This is a genomic window from Buchnera aphidicola (Taiwanaphis decaspermi) (assembly GCF_039405155.1).
Taxonomy (GTDB): Bacteria; Pseudomonadota; Gammaproteobacteria; order Enterobacterales; family Enterobacteriaceae; genus Buchnera_M; species Buchnera_M aphidicola_B.
The window spans coordinates 138,116-162,769 of the sequence record NZ_CP135049.1 but is presented as its reverse complement, the minus strand read 5'-3'; the positions used below and the strand labels follow the sequence as shown (position 1 = coordinate 162,769).

The following is a 24,654-nucleotide window of genomic DNA, read 5'->3' as shown; positions in this document are numbered from 1 at the left end:
AGTATTTATAAAATAATTTTTATGTTATAATTATTAATAAAATTAATTTTGTTATTATTATTTTATATGATGTATATTGTAGCTCTCACAGGAGGAATAGGTACTGGGAAAACAACAGTATCTAATGAATTTAAAAAATTAGGAGTTGATGTTATAGATACTGATGTTATAGCTAAATATTTAATTAAACCTGGTAGTAATTTATTTAAAAAAATTGTAAAAAAATTTGGTAAATCTATTCTTGAAAACAATATTTTAAATAGGAAAATATTAAGAAAAAAAATTTTTTCTTCAAAACAAAATAGAATGTGGTTAGAAAATTTATTGCATCCTTTAATTTATTATGAATCTTTCAAATTAATGAGTCATCTTAAATCTAAATGGTGCATATGGGTGGTCCCTTTATTGATAGAAAAAAAAATGTTTAATAAAGTTAATAGAATTATTTTATTAGATTGTTCTATAAAAAATCAAATTTATAGAGTAATAAAAAGAGATTCAATTACCAAACAAGAAGTAAAAAAAATAATTAAAATACAAGCTAGCAAAAAAAAAAAATATATTTTTGCACATGATATCATTTATAATAATAGTGATTTAAATGATGTCAAAAAAAAAGTTTACATATTGAAAAATTTTTACACATATGTATCTAAAAATATAGTACATAAAAAAAATATTTAATTATTTACTAAAATTTTTTTTAATTGCATTATTAAATGCAACTATTTAATAACATTTATCTTACTCAAACATACAATAATTTCATATTTTAAATTATTCAGCATATTAGAAAATATGTTAAAAGAATCTATTTTATATTCTTGTTTAGGATCTTTTTGAGCATATCCTCTAAAATGAATTCCTTGTCTTAAATAATCCATTTCATTAATATGATCTTGCCATAATTTATCTAATATTTGTAACATGATTTTTTTTTCTAACAAAATTTTTTTGTTTTTTTTTATTAAAAATGTTCTTTTTTCGTAATTTTTTTTTAATTGATTTACAATATTGTTTATAATTTTCTCATTAGAGCTAGTTGAAAACTTTTTTACAATATATTTGATATATTTTTTTTGCATGTTAAACTTTTTTAACAAAATTTTTTTTATATTGTTTTTTATATTTTCTTTTATTTTTCTTACATCAAAAATATCATATTTATAAAATATATAACTAATTACTTCTTTTCTCATTTTTATTATATTTTTACTAATATTTTTTGAAATTAACAAATTATCTCTTTGTTTATATATAATTTTTCTTTGTTCATTAATAATGTCATCATATTCTAATAATTGTTTTCTTATTTCAAAATTTCGTGTTTCAACTTTCTTTTGTGCATTAGAAATAGCTTTATTTACCCAAGGGTGTTCTATTGGCTCACCATACTTAACTCCTAGTTTTCTTAACAAATCAACAGTTTTGCTTGAAGAAAAAATTTTCATCAAATTATCCTCCATAGATAAATAAAATCTTGAAGATCCAACATCACCTTGACGACCTGATCTACCTCTTAATTGATTATCTATTCTTCGGGATTCATGTCTTTCGGTGCCAATTACGTGTAATCCCCCAGAAAATAATACTTTTTTATTTTCTTGTTCCCATATTTTTTTAATTTTAGAAATATTATTTTTATTAATTTTGCTTTCTATATTACCACCTAACATTATATCGGTACCTCTTCCTGCCATATTTGTTGCAATGGTTATAGATTTTTGTTTTCCAGCTTGAGCAATTATTTTTGCTTCTTTTGCATGTAATTTAGCATTTAAAACATTATGAGGTATACCTATTTTTTTTAATAAATGAGATATCATTTCTGATTTTTCTATAGAAATAGTTCCAACTAATACAGGTTGACTTCTTAAATAACATTTTTTTATATCTTGTACAATTGCATATATTTTTTCTTTTTCAGTTATATATACTAAGTCAGAAAAATCTTTTCTTATCATTTTAGCATTGGTAGGTATTATAATAGTTTCTAAATCATATATATATGAAAATTCAAAAGACTCAGTATGCGCAGTTCCTGTCATTCCTGATAATTTAGGATACAATCTAAAATAATTTTGAAATGTAATAGAAGCATGCGTTTGATGTTCATCTTTTATAAATAAGTTTTCTTTAGATTCTATGGCTTGGTGTAAACCATCAGACCATCGTCTACCAGGCATAATTCTACCAGTATGTTCATCAACAATAACAATGTTATTATTTTCAATAATATAATCTACATTTTTATGAAATAAATAATAAGCTTTTATTAATGAAATAATTTGATGCATAATTGAAATATTTTTGTTTGAATATAATGTTTCTTTTTTTTTTAAAATATTTTTCAAAATCAAAATTTTTTCAATAGCTATTAAACCTTTTTCTGTTAAATATACTTGTTTATTTTTTCTATCTAAATAAAAATGTCCTGAGTTATAAATATTATTTTCTTTTTCATGTTGTAGAATTAAATAAGGAATAATTTTTTTTATTTTTGTGTATAAATTTTTGTTATTTTCAGATTCTCCAGAAATTATTAAAGGAGTTCTAGCTTCATCTATTAAAATTGAATCTACTTCATCTATTAAAGCATAATTTAATTTTCTTTGTACTTTATCTTTAAAAGAACTAACCATATTATCTCTTAAATAATCAAAACCGTATTCATTATTAGTACCATAAGTAATATCTGCTAAATAAGATTTCCTTTTTTCTTGAGCTGACATATTAGGTAAATTAACACCAACTGTTAAATTCAAGAAATTAAATAATAATTTATTTTTTTTTGCGTCTCTTTTTGCTAAATAGTTATTCATAGTTACAATATGAACACCTTTGTTAGTTAAAGAGTTTAAATAAGCAGGTAGTGTTGATGTTAATGTTTTACCTTCTCCTGTACGCATTTCTGCTATACATTTGTTGTTTAATACAATACCACCTAATAATTGTACATCAAAATGACGCATATTAAATATTCTTTTACTTGCTTCTCTAACGGTTGCGAATGCTTCAGGTAATAAATCATCAAGATTTTCTCCATTTTTTATTCTTTTTTTAAAATCATATGTTTTTAACTTTAATTGATTGTTAGATAGTTTTTCAAAATTACTTTCCATGCTGTTAATAACATTCACAGTTTTCATCATTTTATTTAACAATTTATCATTGTTATTAATAAATATTTTTTTTAAAAATTTTATTACCATTAAATATTCTCTATTAATATATTTATAAATATAGTTATTGTATACAAAATAAATAGAACTATTAAATTATCTATTGTAACAGTAAAAAATGAATTAGAATAGTATTTATAGACTTACAATATTATTAAAATTATGTTTATTTATATAATCAAAAAATTTTAAGTAAAATAAACTTTTATAGAAAAATAATTTTTATTTTTAATATAAATTGATTTAAACAAATAAAAATAAATTTTATTATAATACACATATCTTTTAACATAATGTTAAAAAAATAAAGAATTTAATTCTATTTTATTTGTTGGGATATTAAAATTTTTTGGATAATGAACAGACACAAAATATAATCCTTTAGATGGAGCTGTAGGCCCAGCCAATTTTCTGTTTTTTTTTGTTAATAATTCATACATCCAAAATGATGTTTTTTGTCCACATCCAATTTTTATTAAAGAACCTACAATTATTCGAACCATGTTATGTAAAAATGCATTAGCTTTAATATCAATTACAATATATTTATATTTTTTTACAACAAATAGATGTATTATTCTTCTATAAGAAGTTTTAGATTGACAACTTGAAGATCTAAAAGAACTAAAATCATGTTCACCTATTATATATTTACAGGCAGCATTCATTATATCTATATTAATATTTTTAGATATATGGGTATAATAATTAAAAAAAACAGCTGGTCTTGAAAAACTATTATAAATTATATAAAAATATCTACGAGAACATGCACTAAAACGGGCATCAAAATTATTGGAAACTTTTTTTATCCATTTTATCGAAATATCTTTAGGCAAATAATAATTTATACCTAACAACCAAACTTTGCTTTTTCTTTTAGTATGTGTACTAAAGTGTATTACTTGACCTAAACTATGAACTCCTGAATCAGTTCTTCCAGCACAAAATATTTTTATATTATGACATGCTATTAATGATATAGCTTTTTCTAAAGTTTTTTGTACACTATTTATTACATCATTTTGTACTTGCCATCCATGATAACTACTACCGCAATATTCAACACCAGCAGCTATTTTCATATAATATTTTTCCTATTGTATTTTATATATATATAAATTTATATTTTTTATTTAAAATACAAATAAATTAATTAATATATTTTAATGTAAAATATATAAATATCAAAGTTTATGTTGAAAAAATATATATATTTTAAATAATAAAAAATAATTTAATAAAAATTAATTTTTTTACAAATGAAATAATTTTTTTTTTTTTAATAAAAAATAAATTCACATACAAATATTAATTATAAGTATAAATACAAAAAATATTTAATGTTAATCAAATTTTTGATATATAATAATTTAACTTATAGTATTATAATAACGAATATTTTTTCCTAAATATATAATGATTATACATAATAAATTTCATAATAAGCTAAAGTGTAAAATTAGCAAATATGCTAAATTAGTCTTAAAAAAATTAAACAAATATGGATATCAAGCTTTTATAGTAGGAGGAAGTGTTAGAGATGTAATATTAAATAAAATTCCTAAAGATTTTGATGTTACAACTAATGCAACTCCAGAACAAATTTGTAAATTATTTAAATATTCTAGAATAATTGGAAAAAGATTTAAAATTGTACATTTATTTTTTAAAAAAAAAATAATTGAAGTGTCAACATTCAGAGGAGATCATATAAAAAAAAATAAAAAAATAAGAAATAAATCTCAAAAAACAATACATGGTATGTTATTAAGAGATAATATATTTGGTAACATTAGAGAAGATGCTTTTAGAAGAGATATAACTATTAATAGTTTGTATTATAATCCAAATGATTTTGGTATTAGAGATTATGTTGGAGGAATTAAAGATTTAAAAAATAAAAAAATTAAGTTAATAGGAAACCCTATAATAAGATATAAAGAAGATCCAATTAGAATGTTAAGGGTAATTAGATTTTCTATATATTTAAATATGAGTATATCTTATAAAACTTCTCAAGCAATAGCACCTTTATCTAAACTAATTATAAATGTTTCACCATCTAGATTATTTGATGAATTAATAAAATTATTTAACAAAGGAAATATTTATTATACATATAAAATATTAAGAAGATATTTATTATTTCATGCTATATTTCCTCATATTTCTAAATATTTTACTAAAAATGAAAGTAGTAATATTGAATTAATGATTAAATTAATTTTAAAAAATTATTATAAAATAAATAAAAAAAACAATATTAGTTTAGTTATTGCATCAATGTTTTGGTATCCTCAACTAAATTTTTTTTTTAAAAATATATTTTCTATAAAAAAAAAATATAATAATGAATGTGAATTAAAAATTAATGATTCTATAAGAAAAATATCTATTAACTTATTAATACCAAAAAAAATTATACTTATAATTCGTCAAATATGGAAATTGCAATTTTTTTTATTACAAAAAAAATCTAAAACTAATTTTAAAGTTATTAAACATCCTAGATTTTATTTAGGATACATGTTATTAAAAATGAGAGCTAATGTAGAAAAAACAAAAGAATTAAAATATTATGTAAATTTTTGGACTAATAAAAAATTTAATTTTTAATTAAATACTAAATATTAAATAATAATAATCTTATTTATTAATTTTAATAAACACAAAAAATTTTAAATAAAAATTAATAATATCTAATAAATATTAGTACACAAGAAATTTTAAACAATAAAAATTATAGTTATTCATTTCTTGGTGTACATAAAATATTTAATAAAAAAAAGTTAGTTTTATAATATATTTGTCTATTTATTTGAAATAACTTTACCTATATAAGGCAAATGTCTGTATTTTTGAGCATAATCTAAACCATAACCTACCATAAAATCATTAGAAACAGAAAAACCTACATAATCTATTCTTATATTTAATTTTTTTGCGTGTCTTTTATCTAACAAAGTACATACAGATAAAGATTTTGGATTTCTTTTGTATAACAAATTATATATTTTTTTTAAAGTATTTCCAGAATCAATTATGTCTTCAACGATTAATACATTTTTTCCATAAATATTTTCGTTTAAATCTTTTAATATTTTCACATTATTGTTAGAAAACATATTATTGCTATAGCTACAAGTAGTAATGAAATCAACTTCATGAGATACATTAATTGCTCTACATAAATCAGCCATAAACATAAAAGATCCACGTAATAAGCCAATTAGAATTATTTTACCATCAATATTTTTATATTTGTTTGTAATTTGTTTACCAAGTTCATTTATACGATTATGCAATTTATTTGCAGAAAATATAACTTTAACATTATTTTTCATAAGTTTTATTTTTAAAATATTAAATAATACAAAATATAATTTATTATATATTATTTATTTTAAATATTATATGTCATGAATATACAAATATTTTTTTAATGATAATATAATTAAATTCATGATCATTAAAAATCATATATTAACGATTTTTTTTAATATTTTATTAAAAAATAAATTCAATAAATTTATATCTAATATTTTATAAAATTTTAAAAACATAGTTTTATAAAAAAAAATAGAATATATTGTTTATATCTTTATTAGTAAAAAAAAAATTAAAATAATATATTATATATAACAAAAAAACAAAGGAGAATATTATATGCGAGTTCTGAAATTTGGTGGGACTTCGTTAAAAAATTCAGAAAAGTTTTTATCTGTTTATAATATTATAAAAGAAAAATATAAAAAAGAACAAGTAGCTATTGTATTATCAGCTCCAGCAAAAATTACTAATTATTTAGTAAAAACAATAGAATATGCTATTAGTAAAAATATTATAGATATTAAAAAAATTAGAAATATATTTTTTAAATTAATAAATGATTTAAAATGTTATTTTAAAAAATTAAATCATATTAAAATATATAAGAAAATAAAAAACAAATTAAATAAATTAGAACAATTGTTATACGGAATTAAAATATTTAAATTTTGTCCAGATATTATACAAGCAAAAATAATATCTATAGGAGAAAAAATTTCTATAATTATTATGTCTAATATACTAATTGCAAAGAATTATAAAGTTACAATAATAAATCCAATTAAATATATAATATCAACTGGCAAATATTTAGAATCTACAGTTAATATAAAAAAATCTATGCATAAAATTAAAAATAAAAAAATACCTATTGAAAACATTGTTTTAATGGCAGGTTTTATAGCAGGTAATAAAAAAAAAGAGTTGGTTTTATTAGGAAGAAATGGATCAGATTATTCTGCTGCAATATTATCTGTATTATTAAAAGCAAGTTGTTGTGAAATATGGACAGATGTAGATGGTATATATAGTACTGATCCAAAAAATGTAGTAAATGCTAAATTAATAAAAAATATATCTTATAAAGAAGCTTTAAAATTGTCTTTTTTTGGAGCTAAAGTTATACATCCGAAAATGATTTTGCCTTTGTTAAAATTTAATATTCCTTGTTTAATAAAAAACACGTTGAATATTTTTTCAAAAGGAACTTTGATAAATAATTTTAATGAAGAAAAAAAAAGTATAAAAGGAGTTTCATATTTAAATAACGTATCAATGTTTAATTTAACTATATTAAAAAATAAAAAACTGTCTTACATTTATAGCAAGTTGTTTTCAATAATTTCATTATATGAGATAATATTAGTATCTCTTTGCTTTCTTGAAAATAAAATAGTTTTTTTTACCAAAAATATAAATGTAAAAAAAATTAAACTTATTTTGGAAAAAACATTTTTCCTTGAAATAAATAATAAAATATTAAAAAAAATTAAAATAATTAACAATTTAAGTATAATATCTATCATAGGAAACAATATAAATTCTCAATTTGTGAAAATACATAAAATTATTGAAACGTTACGTGATAACTTTAAAATAAATATTTTATATATATCACAATATATATCAAAAAATTCAATTTCTATAGTTATAAAAAATAAAAACATCAAAAACAACATAAATAATTTACATCAATCATTATTTGATAATTTTAAAATTATTAATGTATTTTTAATAGGAGTTGGAGGAGTTGGTGAAACTTTTTTAGAACAAGTAAAATCACAAAAAAACATATTAATCAAAAAAAAAGTTATCATAAACATTTGTTATATCGCTAATTCTAAATCTTATATATTTAATTACAACGGAATAAATTTAAAAACATGGAAAAAAAAATTAATTTATTCAAAATTAAAATTTAAAATTGAAGATTTTATATTTAATCTTAAAAAATACAGACTAAATAATTCTGTTTTTATAGATTGTACAAACAGTGATGAATTAGCTTATGAATATTCAAATATTTTACTAAAAAAATACCATATTGTAACTCCTAATAAAAAAGCCAACACTTTTAATTTTGAATATTATAAAAAAATAAGAAAATCTTCTGATATTTCAAATAAAAAATTTTTGTATGACACAAATATTGGTGCTGGATTACCAGTAATTGACACCATACAAAATTTATTAAACACTGGTGATAAATTAATAAAATTTAGAGGTATATTATCTGGATCGTTATCATTTATTTTTGGAAAATTAGATGATGGTTTTTCTTTATCAGAATCAACAAAAAAAGCCATAGAATTAGGATTTACAGAACCTAACCCTCAGGATGATTTGTTAGGACTGGACGTAGCTAGAAAATTATTGATTTTAGCTAGAGAAGTTGGTTATAAATTAGAATTAAAAGATATTAAAATAGAACCTATAATACCAAAAAAATTTTATAAAAACGTTAAAAAAGAAAGTTTCATAAAAAATTTAAAAAAATTAGATGTTTTTTTTGAAAAAAAAATAAATAAAGCTCGTAAAAAAGGTAAAGTGTTACGTTATGTGGGTAAAATAGAAAGTGACGGTATTTGCAAATTAAGTATAGATTTTGTTAAAAAAAGCAATCCATTATATGAAATAAAAAATGGTGAAAACGCATTAGCATTTTATACAAAATATTATAATCCAATACCATTAGTTATAAAAGGATATGGGGCTGGTAAAACAGTAACATCTGCAGGAATATTCTCTGATTTATTAAAAATAAAACCATGTAAATGGGGATTTTAATAATGATAAAAATTTATGCTCCAGCTTCTATTGGAAATATTAACGTAGGATTTGATATTTTAGGTGCTGCTTTATCTCCTATAGATGATACTATGTTAGGTGACTGCATTACAATAAAAAGTGCAAAAAAAAATAAATTAACAAATATAGGAAATTTTGCTCATGAATTACCAATAGAACATAATAATAATATTGTGTGGAAATGTTATATAAAGTTCACTAAATATGTTAAAAAAATTAAACCAATATCTATTATTTTAGAAAAAAATATGCCTGTAGGATCAGGATTAGGTTCTAGCGCATGCTCAATTGTTGCAAGTTTAGTTGCTTTAAATATTTTTTTTAAAAAACCATTAAATAAAAAAAAATTATTGTTTATGATGGGTGAATTAGAAGGAGAAATTTCAGGAGGTGTTCATTATGACAATGTTGCTCCAAGTTATTTAGGTGGTGTTCAAATAATACTAGAATTAAATAAAAATATAATTAGTCAAAAAATACCTCATTTTAATAATTGGTTATGGGTAATAGCTTGGCCTGGAATAAAAGTATCTACAGCATCTGCAAGACATATTTTACCTAAAACAGAAAATAGGAGTATATTTATTAAACAAAATAGATATTTAGCAGGTTTCATACATGCTTGTTACACACAACAAGAAAAAATAGCTATTAAAATGATGAAAGATATAATAGTTGAACCATATAGAGAAAAGTTAATACCTGGTTTTAAAAAAGTAAAAAAAGAATTAAAAAAGATTGGAGCAATAGTATGTGGAATTTCAGGATCTGGTCCTACAATTTTTTCAATATGTAGAAATATAAAAATAGCAAAAAAAATATCTAATTGGCTAAAAAATAATTATTTAATTAATAATAATGGTTTTGTACATATTTGCAAATTAGATTTTAATGGAGCTAGGAAATTAAAATAATTATGAAATTATATAATTTAAAAAACCCAAATGAAATAGTGAATTTTTCTCAAGCAGTAAAATTAGGATTAGGCAAAAAACAAGGATTATTTTTCCCTATAGAATTACCTAAAATAAGCAAAGAAAAAATAAAAAAAATATTAAAAATGGATTTTATTAAAAGAAGTTCTAAAATATTAGAATTTTTTATTGGAGATGAAATACCTAAAAAAGAATTAAAAAAAAGAGTAAAACTAGCTTTTAATTTTTTTCCTACAAAAATTATACAAGTATCTAAAAATATAAATTGTTTAGAATTATTTCATGGTCCAACTTTAGCTTTTAAAGATTTTGGAGCTCGATTTATGGCTCAAATGATTTCATATCTTAATAAAGAGAATGAACATATAACCATATTAACAGCTACTTCAGGAGACACAGGAGCTGCTGTATCTCATGCTTTTTACAAAATGAAAAATGTTAGAGTAATAATTTTATATCCTAAAGGAAAGATAAGTAAATTTCAGGAAAAATTATTTTGTACATTAGGTGATAACATAAAAACAATAGCTATTAATGGAAGTTTTGATGATTGTCAATTTTTAGTAAAAAAAGCTTTTAATGATAGAGAACTAAAAAAGAAAACAAATTTAAATTCAGCTAATTCAATAAATATCAGTCGATTGTTAGCTCAAATTTGCTATTATTTTGAAGCTTTGGCTATTCTTCCAAAAAAAAACAGAAAAAATTTAGTAATTTCAGTTCCTTGTGGAAATTTTGGTAATTTAACAGCTGGTTTATTAGCGAAATCTTTAGGTTTACCAATAAAAAGATTTATTGCAGCAACTAATGCCAATGATACAGTTCCTAGATTTTTAACTAACGGAGAATGGAAACCAAATAAAACTATCTCAACTATTTCAAATGCTATGGATATTAGTCAGCCAAACAATTGGCCTAGAGTAGAAGAGTTATTTAAAAGAAAGAAATGGAATTTAAAAAAACTAGGTTTTGGAAGTGTTTCTGATAAAATTACAAAAAAAAATTTAAAAAAATTAAATAAATTAGGTTATACATCTGAACCTCATGCAACAATAGCTTATAAACTTCTCAAAGATCAAATAAAAAATAAAGAATTTGGTTTATTTTTAGGAACAGCTCATCCAGCAAAATTTAAACAAACAGTGGATAATATTCTAAAAAAAGATATTATTTTACCAAATGCATTACTAAAACGTTCTAATTTACCATTATTATCTTATAATATGTTACCAAATTTTAATAAGTTAAGAGAATTTTTGTTAGAAAAATAACAAATTAAGTTAGCAATACGTTTAAAATATTTTTTTTTTATTATTTTAACGTATTGCATATCATTTTTTAAAATAATTTAAATTAAACAAATTAAAAAATATTAGTTATTAAAACAAAAATATATAATTTTTATTTATACTTTAAATAAAAAATTAACAATATCTCCATCTTTAAATATGTAATTTTTACCTTCTGATCTCAATTTTCCAAAATTTTTACATTTTTGATATCCATTATATTTTATAAAATCTTTATAAGATATTACATTAACTCTTATAAAACCTTTCATAAAGTCAGAATGAATTTTTTTAGCAGCATAAATAGCTTTTGTATTTTTATTAATGCTCCAAGATCTTACTTCTTTTTTTCCAGCTGTAAAAAAAGTTTCTAAATTTAATAGTTTATAAGATAATGTTGTTAAAAAATGTAATGCATCAGTGTTAATATTTAGTTTTTTTACAAAAACTTTTTTTTCTTTAAAATGAACTGATAAATTTTTTGCTAAATTAATACATAATTTAATTATTTTAGTTTTTTCTTTTTTTGATATGTTTTTTATTTCTTTTAAAGAAACGTTTTCTTCTTTTTTTTCACTAACATTAGCAACATAAATCATAGGTTTTAACGTTAAAAAATTAATATCGCTAATTTTTTTTTTTTCTTCTGAAGTCATTTCTAAATTTTTTAATAAATTGTTATTGTTTAAATTTTTTAAAATTTTTTCTAATAAAATAATTTTATTTAATATTTTATCATTTTTTAATTTATTTAATTTATTTTTTAGTATATATAAATGTTTTTCACATAAAATAATGTCTGATATTATTAATTCATCATTAATAACTTTAATATCTGAAACAGGATCAACTTTGTTATTCACATGTACTATTTTTTCGTTTTCAAAACAACGAACTACATGTATTAAAACATTTGTTTGACTAATATCAGATAAAAATTTGTTACCTAAACCATATCCTTTTGATGCACCTTTAACTAAACCAGCTATGTCAACAAATTCTATGTGAGATGGAGTGATAATGTTTGGTTGAACAATTTTAGATATTTTATATAAACGATCATCAAATATAGTAACAGATTTTACATTTGGTTTAATGGTACAAAATGGAAAATTTTTAGAAGGAACAATAGATTTAGTTAAAGCATTAAATAAAGATGATTTTCCTACGTTTGGCAATCCTATTATACCACATTTAACACTCATTTTATTTTCCTTAATATAAAGTTATTAATTTATAAAATAATATTAATCAAATTGTATTATTTTTTTCTTCTTTTTAAAAAATGCATAGCTTTATTAATATCAAATTTTAATAAAAGTTTAAAAAAAATTAAACCTAATTTAATTCCTTTTAATATTTTTTTTTTTTCTTTATAATTAGGATTATTTAACACAAAAGATTTAATGCTTTCATTTTTTTTTTGTCTACCAATACCTATTCTTAATCTATATATTTTTTTATTGTTTATTTTTTCTAAAATGTTTTTTATACCATTATGACCACCATATTTATTTCCATATGTTATTTTTATGATACCAATGTCCAAATTCATGTCATCATGCACTACAAAAATATTTTTAGATTTTATTTTATAAAAAGATTTAATTAAACTAACCGGATGTCCACTTAAATTTATATATGTATTTGGTACAACTATTTTAATTTTGTTATTTTTATTTTTTATAATAGATGTGTAGCTTAAAAAATAATCATTTTTTTTTAAAAAAACGTTATAGTAAGTTGATAATAAGTTAATCATCCATGATCCGACATTATGTCGATTATTTTTATATTTTTTACCTGGGTTAGCTAGTCCTACTATCATTTTCATTTTTTATCGATCTAATTATCACAAATTTATAAAATGTAGTCAAAGTATTATAAAATAATACTTTAACTTTTTTAGAATATAGATATTTTAATATTTTAAATATATACAATTGGCTTTTTCCCAATTTAATAATTTCCAAAAAGATTTGACATAATCTAATCTGTTATTTTTATATTTCAAATAATATGAATGTTCCCACAAATCTAATGCAATAATAGGATTACCAAAAACACCTGTAATTTCTTTACTCATAATAGGATTATCTTGATTATTAGTATTAATTATAGATAAATTATTATCATTTTTAACTAACCATATCCAACCTGATCCAAAATGTTCAATAGCCTTATTTTCAAAACATTTCTTAAAATTATCCACGTTACCAAAAGTTTTTATAATTTGTTTTTTTAATTCTCCAGAAAGTTTGCAATTTTTTTTTAGAATTTTCCAAAAAAATGTATGATTAAAATGCCCGCCAGCATTATTTCTAATAACATTTAATTTATCTTTTGATATTTTATGTAGATTTTGTAACAAATGTTTTAAAGAACTTTTACTAATTTTTGTATTTAATAAAGCATTATTTAAATTATTAACATAATTTTGGTGATGTTTAGTATGATGTATTTTCATGGTTAAAGTATCAAAATATGGTTCAAAATAATCATATGAATATTTCATTTTAGGTAAAGTATACATTGTTAATCCTTTTAATAAATTTTATTAATATATTATATAACAACTTTTTTTAAAAAAAAGTAAAATAATCTTTTTTTTATTAGAAAATAGTTATTAAAAAATTGCAAGTGTTAAAATTAAATATTTAATTTATTTGTAAAAATATATGTTTGATATAATATGTATAATATTAATATTTATTGTTAATAATGAGATTATTATGTCTGATATAGAATTAACATCTTTAAATAATAGATTTCGTGGCTTTTACCCAGTTGTTGTTGATGTAGAAACTGCTGGTTTTAATGCTAAAAAAGATGCTATTTTAGAAATAGCAGTTATAACATTATATATGAATTATTCAGGTTGGTTACAAATAGATAAAAAACTACATTATCATGTGAAACCATTCAAAGGATCCATAATAAATAAAAATTCTATTGCTTTTAATAAAATAGATCCATTTAGTCCTTTAAGAGGTGCTGTATCAGAAACAAAAGTATTGAATGAAATTTTTAAAAAAGTTAAAATAGGTATTAAAAATAATAAATGTAGTAGAGGTATAATAGTTGCTCATAACGCAAGTTTTGATCATAAATTTATAATGGCTGCAACAGAAAGAAATGGTATAAAAAAAAACCCTTTTCATCCATTTGCTACATTTGATACGGCATCTTTAAGTGGTTTGATAGTTGGTCAAACTGTTTTAGCTAAAGCATGTAAAGCAACAGGAATATCTTTCGATATTAGCAAAGCACATTCAGCTTTGTATGATACTTTACAAACAGCAATATTATTTTGTGAATTTGTGAATAGATGGAAAAAATTAGGTGGATGGCCTCCAAAAAAAATAAATTATTAACTTATATTTTTTATTAATTTAAATAATTTTCCATTATTTAACATATCTAAAATTATAGAACATCCTCCTATTAATTTTCCATTAACCCACAATTGCGGGAAAGTAGGCCAATTTGCATAAATAGGTAATTTTCTTCTAATTTTAGAATCTTTAAGTACATTCACATAAAAAAATTTTTTTGTACAATGATTTAAAGCTTCTACTGCTTGTGCAGAGTAACCACAACTTGGTTCAGAAGGTGTTCCTTTCATATATATAATTATTTTGTTTTCTTTTATTTGTTTTTTTATTTTTTCAATAGTTTTCAAAATATTTACCTTTTATTATTTTTATAAAAATTTAATTTAGTATAATATATTTTTTTTATAAAGTATAATTATTTGTAAACAAAATAACTTGATTACTAGAAAAATATTTATTATAATAATTTCTTGTAATGTTTTTATAAGGGGCTGATATAGGATTCGACAAGAATTATAATAAACAAAAGTGCATGTCGAGTAGCGGGGGAACTCGTAAAATACCGCAAAAAAAATATCTGCAAATAATAAACAATACGCTTTAGCAGCTTAATACACTGTTAATATCCTTTTTTTATTAATTATATCTCTTTTAATTGATAAAATAATAAGGATTTTTAAAAAGAGAAATATTATATTATATAGCTTAATATATATAATATTAAAAATAATAAGCTTAAGAATCAAAAATTTGTTTTTTATATTTGATTACAAAAAAAAATAAAAAACTAAACATGTAGTGCTTTTTTTTGTTAAATTATTGGACGCGGGTTCAAATCCCGCCAGCTCCAAAAAAAATGTTTACTTTATTACATATATATATATTAAAAAAAATTTTTAAACCATTTTAGTTTAGAAGTTAATTTATCAAAATAATTGTAATTTTTTGGATGTATTAAATTTAAACAAGAGTTACTTCTATTTATAACAATATGTTCATTAAAATTTATACTGAATGATATTTGACTATCACAACTAACACATATTTTTTTATTTAAATTAAAAAATTTAATATGAATATTGCTACTATTATTAATAACTAATGGTCTAGCAGATAAACTTTGTGGAAACATAGGAATTATAACTATAGCATTAACTAAAGTAGAAATAATTGGTCCTCCTGCTGATAAAGCATAACCAGTAGAACCAGTAGGTGTAGAAATAATAATACCATCGGATCTTTGTGAAAAAGCAAAACTTTTATCAATATATACTTCAAATTCTATCATGTTTGATATTTTACATGGGTGTATAACTACTTCATTAATAGCTTTACTTCTATTAGATAATAATTTTTTATTGTAAGATTTTATATCAAGTAAAAAACGATTTTCTAATATATAATCTCCATTGAGAACATTAGATAATTGTTTTAAAGCGTTATCTGGATTTAAATCAGTTAAGAAACCTAATTTACCTCTATTTATTCCAATTATTTTTATATCATATGAAGATAATATACGTGCTGTGTTTAACATGTTACCATCTCCACCTACTACTATTACTAAATCACAATATTTACCTATTTCTTTTAAAGTTGCTATTCTAGGTTTGTTTAAATTTAATTCTTTAGATATTTTTTTTTCCATAATTACTTTATATCCTTTAGATATCAACCAATTATAAAGGATCTTATGAGTTATAAAAGAATTCTGATATCTAGGATAGCCAACAATACCAATATAATTAAAATATTCATTCATTAATATATATGTTCCTTAATAGTTTAAATGATATAAATAATATTATATTTGTAAAAATAATTATATCGAATATAATTTAATTTAAATTATTACAGTTTTTAATGAGAAAAATAATAAACATGAAAAACAAAAACTTAAATGATATTAATGACAATAAAAAATCAGAAATAAAATTAGAAAAAATTAAAAAACAAATAAAAAAAATAAAAAAAAACATTAAAAATATAAAGTTAAGACATATTGCTAAAAAAATAAATATGAAAAATAAATCAAGAAAAAAAATCGAATTAATTAAAAAAAATAATTTGAACAATTTTGCTTGTGATTTATTACCTATTATTGAGAATTTTGAAAGATTATTAATTTTCTTAAAAAAAAATAAAAATCAAAATTCAGAAAAAAATAAAGGCATAATTTTAATATTTAAATGTTTTATAAAAATAATTAAAAAATATGGAATAAAAATTGAAGATAAAACTAATATATTATTTGATAAAAAAAAACACGAAATATTTTACTTAAAGAAATTAAATGCAATAAGACCAAATTTTGTTACCAAAATAATAAAAGTTGGTTATAAAATAAATGATATTGTTATTAGAAAAGCTAAAGTTATTGTATCAAAAAAATAATCAAATGTTTAAATAATTTTTAATTTTGCCAATTTATCTTTTTTTTACCTTGTTGTGACAAAATATCGTTAGCTTTAGAAAAATGTTTGCATCCAAAAAAACCTTTATATGCAGATAAAGGTGATGGATGCGATGTTTCAAAAATATAATGTTTGTTGGATTTTATTATCTTTTTTTTTTTTTTAGCAAAATTACCCCATAATAAAAATATTATTCCTTTTAAATATTTACTAATATATTCTATTATTTTATCTGTAAAAACTTCCCATCCTAAACGAAAATGAGATTCTTTTTTATTTTTTTCCACAGTTAATGATGAATTTAATAAAAAAACCCCTCTTTGAGCCCATTTAATTAAACAACCATGTTTAGGAATAATAAAATTAGATATATTTTCTTTTATCTCTTTATAAATATTTTTTAAAGACTGAGGTATAGGTGTTCCATAAGGAACTGAAAAAGACAAACCATGTGCTTGATTTTCATGAATATATGGATCTTGTCCAATAATAACTACTTTTATATTATTAAAAGGAGTATATAAAAATGCATTAAATATCTGACATTTACTAGGATAAATTACTTTATGCATACGTTCTTTGCGTACTTTATCAATAATTTTAAATAATATTTTTTTTTCATTTTTAAATATTTTTTTCCATGTAATTACATTTTTTTTATACATATATAAAAAACCTTATTAAATATATAAATTTTAAGTAAATATTATTTATTATTTACAATAATAAAGAAAACTTTTAACTTATAATAAAAAAGTGTATTATAAAACAAAATTTTTTATTTAGGTGTGTATTATATGTCTTTAGTAACTTCTTATGCTCCAGATTTTACATCTTCTGCAGTTTTAAAAGATAATAAAATCATAAATAATTTTAATTTTAGAAAATTTTCTAAAAAAAAAATGGTTGTAATATTTTTTTGGCCTATGGATTTTACTTTTGTTTGTCCTACAGAATTAGTTATGTTAGACAAATTGTATAATGAATTTGAATTAAGAAAAGTAAAAATAATAGGAATTTCAATAGATTCTCCTTTCGTACATATAGCATGGAGAAATACTTCTATATATAAAGGAGGAATAGGAAATGTTAAATATATTATGGTATCTGATATCAAAAGAAAGATTCAAAAAATGTACAATATAGAACATCCTAAATTAGGTGTAGCATTAAGAGCAACATTTATAATTGACAAAGAAAATATAATTCGTCATCAATTAGTAAACGATCTGCCTATTGGTAGAAATATTAAAGAAACTTTAAGAACAATAGATGCTATTAATTTTCACGATAACAATGGAGAAGTATGTCCATCTGAATGGAAAAAAGGAGATAAAGGTATTATACCTTCTACTCAAGGAATAATTAAATATTTTAAAAAAAAATAATTAAAATTTTATCAACTTGTATAAATGGTACGAACAAAAAGGTTCGTACCTATTTTAAAATTAAGTTATTAAATGTATAATTTTTATTAAAATTAAATAATTATTTACACAAAATCATCATCGATGTTATCATCATCTTCTAAATCAAAATTATTATCTGTTATTTCTTCTATATTTTGATGTATGTAAGTATCATCATTTTCTGAATTTTCTGAATTTTCTTCATTTATATTATTAAGATCATCTTTTTTATCATTAGATGTACTTACAGAATTATTTTCACTAATATTATTGTTTTCTAAATTTTTATTATGAAATAAATTATTTAAAGTATTAGCTACGATCATACCTCCTGCTACACCAGCTGCCGTTTGCAAAGCATTTTTTAAAAATCCTCCTGAAACATTATTAGACGTTATGCCAGAAGGTCTAAAAGCAGAATTGTTAACTTCTTGATCTTGATTATATTTAGAGTAATTGTTGTTTAATTTTTTTTGATCAATATAATCAATATTATTATTTTTATTTTTAAACAAACCAGACAAAAAACCTGTGTTATTTTTTTCTATTTTGTTTTTTAATTCTTTATTTTTATGTTTTAATTCATCAACTTGAAAATTTAATTTTTTTATAGCTTCTTCTTGTATTAATAAAGTTTGAGCCATGTAATAAGGAGCATTTGATTGTTCTTTTAAAAAATTTTTAATCAATTTATTAGCTGATTTGTCTATTTCTCCTGAATTAGTCTCTGTTTTTTTTAATCTAAAAAAAAGATTTTTAATTAAATCATGTTCTTCATTATACATAACTTATTCCTTTAAAAAATATAAAAAATAAAAATAAAAAATTTTGCAATAAAAAAAATTTTATCATATATCTTTTTATTATACAATTTTATAAAAACTTATATTTTCACGATTTTTATTCGTTTTTTTAAATTAGTAACATTTTGATTTTTTAAAATAGAACCATATCATACGTTATGTTATAATTATAAACAATTAAAAGTAAAAATATATGCATTAATAGAGAAATATTAATCATGAAAAATTTTTCAAAAGAAATAATAAAATTAAACATTGAAAAAGAGTTGAAACGATCTTATTTAGACTATTCTATGTCTGTAATCATTGGTAGAGCATTGCCAGATGTTAGAGATGGGTTAAAACCTGTTCATAGAAGAATATTATTTGCAATGTATATTTTAAAAAATTTCTGGAACAAACCATACAAAAAATCAGCTCGTATAGTTGGAGATGTAATAGGTAAATATCATCCTCATGGAGATTCAGCAGTTTATGACACAATAGTGAGAATGGCACAATCTTTTTCTTTAAGATATACTTTAATAGAAGGACAAGGAAATTTTGGATCTGTTGACGGTGACTCTGCAGCTGCTATGAGATATACAGAAATAAGAATGTCTAAAATTTCTAATGAAATGATGTTTGATTTAGAAAAAAAAACAGTAGATTTTATAAACAATTATGATGGATCATATAAAATACCAGAAATATTACCAACAAGAATACCAAATATATTAATTAATGGATCTTCTGGAATAGCTGTTGGAATGGCAACTAATGTTCCACCTCATAATTTAACTGAAGTAATCAATGGATGTATTGCTTTAATTAAAAATAAAAAAATTAATATTTTAGAATTAATGAAATATATACCTGGTCCTGATTTTCCTACAGGTGGTATTATTAATGGTATATCAGGTATATTAAATGCATATAAAACAGGAAAAGGTAAAATTTATATTAGATCATGTCATAAAATAACAAAAAACAAAAAAACAAAAAAAACTTCTATTATTATTTACGAAATACCTTATCAAATTAATAAAGCAAAATTAATTGAAAAAATAGCTAATTTAATTAAAGAAAAAAAAATAGAAGGAATAAGCTCATTAAGAGATGAATCTGATAAAGAAGGAATGAGAATTGTTATTGAAATAAAAAAAGAAGCTATTGCTGAAATTATATTAAATAAACTTTATTTATTAACTCAATTACAAATATCTTTTGGAATAAATATGGTTGCTTTAGATAAAGGTCAACCTAAAGTTATGCCATTAAAAAAAATTTTAAAATCTTTTATTTTTCATAGAAAAGAAATAGTAATCAGAAGAACAATCTATGATCTTTCAAAAACTAGAAAAAAAACTCATATTATTGAAGGATTAATTATAGCTTTACAAAATATAAAATTAATTATTTCAGCTATACAAAAAATTAAAAAAAACACAACTCCAAAAAAAATTATTTTAAGTAGTCCTTGGAATATAAAAGACAATTATTTCAATAAATTGATAAATAATAATAAAAAAATTATAAATATTAAAATAAAAACAAAAAGTAATAAATATTATTTTACTAAAAAACAAGTTGAATCCATTTTAAATTTAAAATTACAAAAAATAAATAATCTTGAAAAAGATAAATTAATAAAAAAATACAAAAAACTAATATTTAAAATTAACAATTTTTTGAAAATATTAAAAAACAAAAAATATATGTTAAATATAATAAAAAAAGAACTAAAATTAATACGGAAACAATTTCATGATAAAAGAAAAACAAAAATTACAAAAAATAAATCTAATATAAATATTGAAGATATGATAGACAAAACAGATGTAGTAGTTACATTATCAAATTTAGGATATGTAAAATATCAACCTATATCTGATTATGTTGCACAAAAAAGAGGTGGAAAAGGTAAATCCGCTGTTAATATTAAAGAAGAAGATTTTATACATTGTATATTAGTTACAAATACTCATGATAATATTTTATGTTTTTCAAGTAAAGGCATACTATATTGGATGAAAGTATATCAATTACCTAAAGCTAGTAGATTTTCTAGAGGTAAACCAATTGTTAATTTGATACCATTAAATATAAATGAAAGAATAACAGCAATCTTACCTATACCTAAATTTCCTAATGATGTTAATATAGTAATGAGTACATCAAACGGTATTATTAAAAAAACTTCTTTAAGTGAATTTAGTAGACCAAGAAATTCTGGTATTATTGCAATTAATTTAAGAAAAGATGATGAATTGATAGGAGTTGCTTTAACTAATGGAAACGATAACATAATGTTATTCACATCATCTGGTAAAGCTGTAAGATTCCATGAAAAATCATTAAGAAATATGGGGCGTAATGCTGCTGGGGTGAAAGGTATAAAAATATCTAAAACAGATAAAGTTGTTTCATTAATTATACCAAAAAACAATGGTCACATATTAACAGTAACTCAAAATGGTTTTGGAAAAAGAACTAAATTAAAAGAATATCCTTTAAAATCAAGAGCAACAAAAGGAGTTATTGCTATTAAAGTAACAAAAAAAGTAGGTATTATGATAGGAGCTGTTCAAGTTATAGAAAAAGATCAAATAATAATGATAACCAATGCAGGAACATTGGTAAGAACTAGAGTTTCTGAAGTTGTAATATTAAAACGTAATACACAAGGAGTTATTTTAATAAGAACATCAGATAAAGAACAAGTTGTAGGTTTACAAAGAGTAGATGAATCTCGTTTAGAAAACAAATTTAAAAAATTAAAAAAAAATAATAAATAATAAATAAAAATTAAATATAATAAATATATAAAATACATAAAAAACTATAATCTTGATAATATATAAGTGTATATTAAATGAATAAAAAATTACTTGTTACTAAACGTAATGGTAAAAAAGAAAATATAAATTTAGATAAAATACATAAAGTTCTAAATTGGGCAGCATATGGTTTAAAAAATATCTCTATATCTCAAGTTGAGTTAAAATCTCATATTCAATTTTATGATGGTATAACAACTGTAAATATTCATGAAACTATAATAAAATCAGCTGCTGATCTTATATCAGAGAATGCTCCTGACTATCAATATATGGCAGCAAGATTAACTATTTTCCATTTAAGAAAAAAAGCATATGGTAATTTTGAACCACCTAGTTTATATGAACATGTTAAAAAATTAGTTAATATAGGAAAATATGATAAACAATTATTAAAAGAATATACAATAAAAGATTTTAAAAAAATGAATTCTTTTATTGTACATTGGAGAGATATGAATTTTTCTTATGCAGCTGTTAAACAATTAGAAGGTAAATATTTATTACAAAATAAAATAAATGGAGATATTTATGAAAGTGCTCAATTTTTATATATTTTAATATCAGCTTGTTTATTTCAAAAATATCCTAAAAATTCTAGAATGTATTATATTAAAAATTTTTATGACGCTATTTCAACTTTTAAAATATCTCTTCCAACCCCAATAATGTCTGGGGTTAGAACACCAAATCGTCAATTTAGTTCATGCGTTTTAATTGAATGTGATGATAGTTTAGATTCCATAAATGCCACTACAAGTTCTATAATTAAATATGTATCACAAAGAGCTGGTATAGGAATTAATGCTGGAAGAATAAGAGCTCTAGGAAGCTCTATTAGACAAGGAGAAGCTTTTCATACAGGTTGTATACCATTTTACAAACATTTTCAAACAGCTGTAAAATCATGTTCACAAGGAGGAGTTAGAGGTGGAGCAGCTACATTATTTTACCCAATATGGCATTTAGAAGTACAAAGTTTATTAGTGTTAAAAAATAATAGAGGAACAGAAGAAAACAGAGTCAGACATATAGATTACGCTATACAAATAAATGGATTTATATATAAAAAAATTATAAAAGACGAATTTATTACTTTATTTAGTCCATCAGATGTAAAAGATTTATATGAAAATTTTTTTAAAAATCAAAAAATTTTCAAAAAATTATATGTCAAATACGAAAAAAATAAAAATATAAGAAAAAAAAGAGTTCGAGCAATAGAATTGTTTTCTTTAATTGTACAGGAACGTACTTCAACAGGAAGAATTTATATACAAAATGTAGATCATTGTAATACAAATAGTCCTTTTAATTGTGACATAGCTCCTATAAGACAATCTAATCTATGTTTAGAAATTACTTTACCTACAAAACCTTTAAATGATATTAATGATGAAAAAGGAGAAATAGCTCTTTGTACATTATCTGCAATAAATTTAGGATATATTAATAATTTGAAAGATTTAGAACAAATATCAGATTTGACAGTAAGAGCTTTAGATGAATTACTAGATTATCAAAATTATCCAATAATATCAGCTAAAAATGCAGCTATAAATAGAAGACCATTAGGTATTGGTGTTATAAATTTTGCTTATTATCTAGCAAAAAATAAATTACGTTATTCTGATGGAAGTGCTAAAAAAATAACACATAAAACTTTCGAAGCAATTCAATATTTTTTATTACAAGCATCTTGTAATTTAGCAAAAGAAAAAGGACCATGTAAATTATTTAATGAAACTACTTATTATAAAGGAACATTACCTATAGATAGATATAAAAAATATATAGATAATATTTGCAAAGAGAAATTGTTATTAGATTGGGAACATTTAAGAAAAAATATTATTAAGTATGGATTGAGAAACTCAACTTTATCAGCTATTATGCCATCAGAAACATCATCACAAGTTTCAAATGCTACTAATGGTATAGAACCACCTAGAGGATATATTACAATAAAATCATCTAAAGAAGGTATGTTGAAACAAGTAGTTCCCGAATATAAAAAACTAAAAAAATATTATGAACTATTATGGGACATGCCAAATAATCAAGGTTATTTAGAATTGGTAAGTATTATGCAAAAATTTATAGATCAATCTATTTCTGCTAACACTAATTATGATCCTAAAAAATTTCCAAATAATAAAATACCTATAAAAAAATTAATAAAAGATTTGTTAATATCTTATAAATTAGGTTTAAAAACTCTTTATTACCAAAATACTAGAGATGGAGCGAAAGATGAACAACATAATATAAATAATTTAAATAATATTTGTGATAGTGGATCATGTAAAATATAAAAATAATATATT

20 protein-coding genes and 1 other RNA gene are annotated in these 24,654 nt (G+C 20.9%); 11 read left to right on the top strand and 10 right to left on the bottom strand.

What is annotated here, in order from left to right:
* Positions 1-66 precede the first annotated feature (66 nt).
* On the top strand, positions 67-684 hold the full coding sequence (gene coaE, locus RJX39_RS00770; RefSeq protein ID WP_343192746.1) for a dephospho-CoA kinase: 618 nt from the start codon (positions 67-69) through the stop codon (positions 682-684).
* A gap of 41 nt (positions 685-725) precedes the next feature.
* On the opposite strand, the gene secA is transcribed toward coaE, so the two are convergent.
* Together secA and truA are read right to left on the bottom strand one after the other, a co-directional pair.
* Entirely contained in the window at positions 726-3,212 is a 2,487-nt protein-coding gene (gene secA / locus RJX39_RS00765; RefSeq protein ID WP_343192745.1) for a preprotein translocase subunit SecA, read from the bottom strand.
* 266 nt (positions 3,213-3,478) lie between these two features.
* Positions 3,479-4,267, bottom strand: a complete 789-nt coding sequence (gene truA, locus RJX39_RS00760) for a tRNA pseudouridine(38-40) synthase TruA (RefSeq protein WP_343192744.1) — start codon at positions 4,265-4,267, stop codon at positions 3,479-3,481.
* A gap of 334 nt (positions 4,268-4,601) precedes the next feature.
* Between truA and pcnB the strand changes: the two genes are divergently transcribed.
* Entirely contained in the window at positions 4,602-5,801 is a 1,200-nt protein-coding gene (gene pcnB / locus RJX39_RS00755; RefSeq protein ID WP_343192743.1) for a polynucleotide adenylyltransferase PcnB, read from the top strand.
* Positions 5,802-5,995: 194 nt separating this feature from the next.
* On the opposite strand, the gene hpt is transcribed toward pcnB, so the two are convergent.
* The gene (gene hpt, locus RJX39_RS00750; protein ID WP_343192742.1) at positions 5,996-6,529 is read right to left on the bottom strand and encodes a hypoxanthine phosphoribosyltransferase; all 534 of its coding nucleotides are present in this window, start codon (positions 6,527-6,529) and stop codon (positions 5,996-5,998) included.
* A 322-nt stretch (positions 6,530-6,851) separates the two neighbouring features.
* Between hpt and thrA the strand changes: the two genes are divergently transcribed.
* From thrA to thrC, 3 genes are read left to right on the top strand one after another with little or no spacing between them, the layout of a single operon-like run.
* Positions 6,852-9,302 carry a bifunctional aspartate kinase/homoserine dehydrogenase I gene (thrA, locus tag RJX39_RS00745; protein ID WP_343192741.1) on the top strand — a complete coding sequence of 817 codons (2,451 nt, stop codon included), beginning with the start codon at positions 6,852-6,854 and terminating at the stop codon, positions 9,300-9,302.
* Positions 9,303-9,304: 2 nt separating this feature from the next.
* On the top strand, positions 9,305-10,237 hold the full coding sequence (thrB, locus tag RJX39_RS00740) for a homoserine kinase (protein ID WP_343192740.1): 933 nt from the start codon (positions 9,305-9,307) through the stop codon (positions 10,235-10,237).
* 2 nt (positions 10,238-10,239) lie between these two features.
* Positions 10,240-11,529 (top strand): threonine synthase, encoded by a 1,290-nt coding sequence (thrC, locus tag RJX39_RS00735; protein ID WP_343192739.1) that lies wholly within the window; start codon positions 10,240-10,242, stop codon positions 11,527-11,529.
* 134 nt (positions 11,530-11,663) lie between these two features.
* Here the strand turns inward: thrC and ychF are convergent, their stop codons facing one another.
* From ychF to RJX39_RS00720, 3 genes are all read right to left on the bottom strand, one after another.
* The gene (gene ychF, locus RJX39_RS00730) at positions 11,664-12,752 is read right to left on the bottom strand and encodes a redox-regulated ATPase YchF (RefSeq protein WP_343192738.1); all 1,089 of its coding nucleotides are present in this window, start codon (positions 12,750-12,752) and stop codon (positions 11,664-11,666) included.
* Positions 12,753-12,808: 56 nt separating this feature from the next.
* Positions 12,809-13,381, bottom strand: a complete 573-nt coding sequence (gene pth, locus RJX39_RS00725) for an aminoacyl-tRNA hydrolase (protein WP_343192737.1) — start codon at positions 13,379-13,381, stop codon at positions 12,809-12,811.
* Positions 13,382-13,468: 87 nt separating this feature from the next.
* Positions 13,469-14,080, bottom strand: a complete 612-nt coding sequence (locus tag RJX39_RS00720; protein ID WP_343192736.1) for a Fe-Mn family superoxide dismutase — start codon at positions 14,078-14,080, stop codon at positions 13,469-13,471.
* A 199-nt stretch (positions 14,081-14,279) separates the two neighbouring features.
* Between RJX39_RS00720 and rnt the strand changes: the two genes are divergently transcribed.
* The gene (gene rnt, locus RJX39_RS00715; RefSeq protein ID WP_343192735.1) at positions 14,280-14,921 is read left to right on the top strand and encodes a ribonuclease T; all 642 of its coding nucleotides are present in this window, start codon (positions 14,280-14,282) and stop codon (positions 14,919-14,921) included.
* Here the strand turns inward: rnt and grxD are convergent.
* Positions 14,918-15,229 (bottom strand): Grx4 family monothiol glutaredoxin, encoded by a 312-nt coding sequence (gene grxD / locus RJX39_RS00710; protein ID WP_343192734.1) that lies wholly within the window; start codon positions 15,227-15,229, stop codon positions 14,918-14,920. The two genes, rnt and grxD, sit on opposite strands and share 4 nt — an antisense overlap.
* A gap of 140 nt (positions 15,230-15,369) precedes the next feature.
* On the opposite strand from grxD, the gene ssrA reads away from it, so the two are divergent.
* Positions 15,370-15,735, top strand: a transfer-messenger RNA (tmRNA) gene (ssrA, locus tag RJX39_RS00705).
* Positions 15,736-15,765: 30 nt separating this feature from the next.
* Here the strand turns inward: ssrA and nadK are convergent.
* The gene (gene nadK / locus RJX39_RS00700; RefSeq protein WP_343192733.1) at positions 15,766-16,644 is read right to left on the bottom strand and encodes an NAD(+) kinase; all 879 of its coding nucleotides are present in this window, start codon (positions 16,642-16,644) and stop codon (positions 15,766-15,768) included.
* A 119-nt stretch (positions 16,645-16,763) separates the two neighbouring features.
* Between nadK and grpE the strand changes: the two genes are divergently transcribed.
* Complete coding sequence (gene grpE, locus RJX39_RS00695) at positions 16,764-17,276, top strand: nucleotide exchange factor GrpE (protein WP_343192732.1); 513 nt, start codon at positions 16,764-16,766, stop codon at positions 17,274-17,276.
* A 19-nt stretch (positions 17,277-17,295) separates the two neighbouring features.
* Here the strand turns inward: grpE and ung are convergent, their stop codons facing one another.
* Positions 17,296-17,961: a uracil-DNA glycosylase gene (gene ung, locus RJX39_RS00690; RefSeq protein ID WP_343192731.1), complete on the bottom strand. Its 666-nt coding sequence runs from the start codon at positions 17,959-17,961 to the stop codon at positions 17,296-17,298.
* 132 nt (positions 17,962-18,093) lie between these two features.
* On the opposite strand from ung, the gene RJX39_RS00685 reads away from it, so the two are divergent.
* Positions 18,094-18,684 (top strand): peroxiredoxin, encoded by a 591-nt coding sequence (locus RJX39_RS00685; RefSeq protein ID WP_343192730.1) that lies wholly within the window; start codon positions 18,094-18,096, stop codon positions 18,682-18,684.
* 104 nt (positions 18,685-18,788) lie between these two features.
* Here the strand turns inward: RJX39_RS00685 and RJX39_RS00680 are convergent, their stop codons facing one another.
* Complete coding sequence (locus RJX39_RS00680) at positions 18,789-19,490, bottom strand: DUF2076 domain-containing protein (RefSeq protein WP_343192729.1); 702 nt, start codon at positions 19,488-19,490, stop codon at positions 18,789-18,791.
* 236 nt (positions 19,491-19,726) lie between these two features.
* On the opposite strand from RJX39_RS00680, the gene gyrA reads away from it, so the two are divergent.
* Together gyrA and nrdA are read left to right on the top strand one after the other, a co-directional pair.
* Positions 19,727-22,285, top strand: a complete 2,559-nt coding sequence (gyrA, locus tag RJX39_RS00675) for a DNA gyrase subunit A (RefSeq protein ID WP_343192728.1) — start codon at positions 19,727-19,729, stop codon at positions 22,283-22,285.
* A gap of 77 nt (positions 22,286-22,362) precedes the next feature.
* Positions 22,363-24,642: a class 1a ribonucleoside-diphosphate reductase subunit alpha gene (gene nrdA / locus RJX39_RS00670; protein WP_343192727.1), complete on the top strand. Its 2,280-nt coding sequence runs from the start codon at positions 22,363-22,365 to the stop codon at positions 24,640-24,642.
* The last annotated feature ends 12 nt before the right edge of the window (positions 24,643-24,654 follow it).

Coding starts and splice junctions, on each gene's coding strand:
- coaE (WP_343192746.1), top strand. CDS start 67: ATGATGTATATTGTAGCTCTCACAGGAGGAATAGGTACTGGGAAAACA.
- secA (WP_343192745.1), bottom strand. CDS start 3,212: ATGGTAATAAAATTTTTAAAAAAAATATTTATTAATAACAATGATAAA.
- truA (WP_343192744.1), bottom strand. CDS start 4,267: ATGAAAATAGCTGCTGGTGTTGAATATTGCGGTAGTAGTTATCATGGA.
- pcnB (WP_343192743.1), top strand. CDS start 4,602: ATGATTATACATAATAAATTTCATAATAAGCTAAAGTGTAAAATTAGC.
- hpt (WP_343192742.1), bottom strand. CDS start 6,529: ATGAAAAATAATGTTAAAGTTATATTTTCTGCAAATAAATTGCATAAT.
- thrA (WP_343192741.1), top strand. CDS start 6,852: ATGCGAGTTCTGAAATTTGGTGGGACTTCGTTAAAAAATTCAGAAAAG.
- thrB (WP_343192740.1), top strand. CDS start 9,305: ATGATAAAAATTTATGCTCCAGCTTCTATTGGAAATATTAACGTAGGA.
- thrC (WP_343192739.1), top strand. CDS start 10,240: ATGAAATTATATAATTTAAAAAACCCAAATGAAATAGTGAATTTTTCT.
- ychF (WP_343192738.1), bottom strand. CDS start 12,752: ATGAGTGTTAAATGTGGTATAATAGGATTGCCAAACGTAGGAAAATCA.
- pth (WP_343192737.1), bottom strand. CDS start 13,381: ATGAAAATGATAGTAGGACTAGCTAACCCAGGTAAAAAATATAAAAAT.
- RJX39_RS00720 (WP_343192736.1), bottom strand. CDS start 14,080: ATGTATACTTTACCTAAAATGAAATATTCATATGATTATTTTGAACCA.
- rnt (WP_343192735.1), top strand. CDS start 14,280: ATGTCTGATATAGAATTAACATCTTTAAATAATAGATTTCGTGGCTTT.
- nadK (WP_343192733.1), bottom strand. CDS start 16,644: ATGAATGAATATTTTAATTATATTGGTATTGTTGGCTATCCTAGATAT.
- grpE (WP_343192732.1), top strand. CDS start 16,764: ATGAAAAACAAAAACTTAAATGATATTAATGACAATAAAAAATCAGAA.
- ung (WP_343192731.1), bottom strand. CDS start 17,961: ATGTATAAAAAAAATGTAATTACATGGAAAAAAATATTTAAAAATGAA.
- RJX39_RS00685 (WP_343192730.1), top strand. CDS start 18,094: ATGTCTTTAGTAACTTCTTATGCTCCAGATTTTACATCTTCTGCAGTT.
- RJX39_RS00680 (WP_343192729.1), bottom strand. CDS start 19,490: ATGTATAATGAAGAACATGATTTAATTAAAAATCTTTTTTTTAGATTA.
- gyrA (WP_343192728.1), top strand. CDS start 19,727: ATGAAAAATTTTTCAAAAGAAATAATAAAATTAAACATTGAAAAAGAG.
- nrdA (WP_343192727.1), top strand. CDS start 22,363: ATGAATAAAAAATTACTTGTTACTAAACGTAATGGTAAAAAAGAAAAT.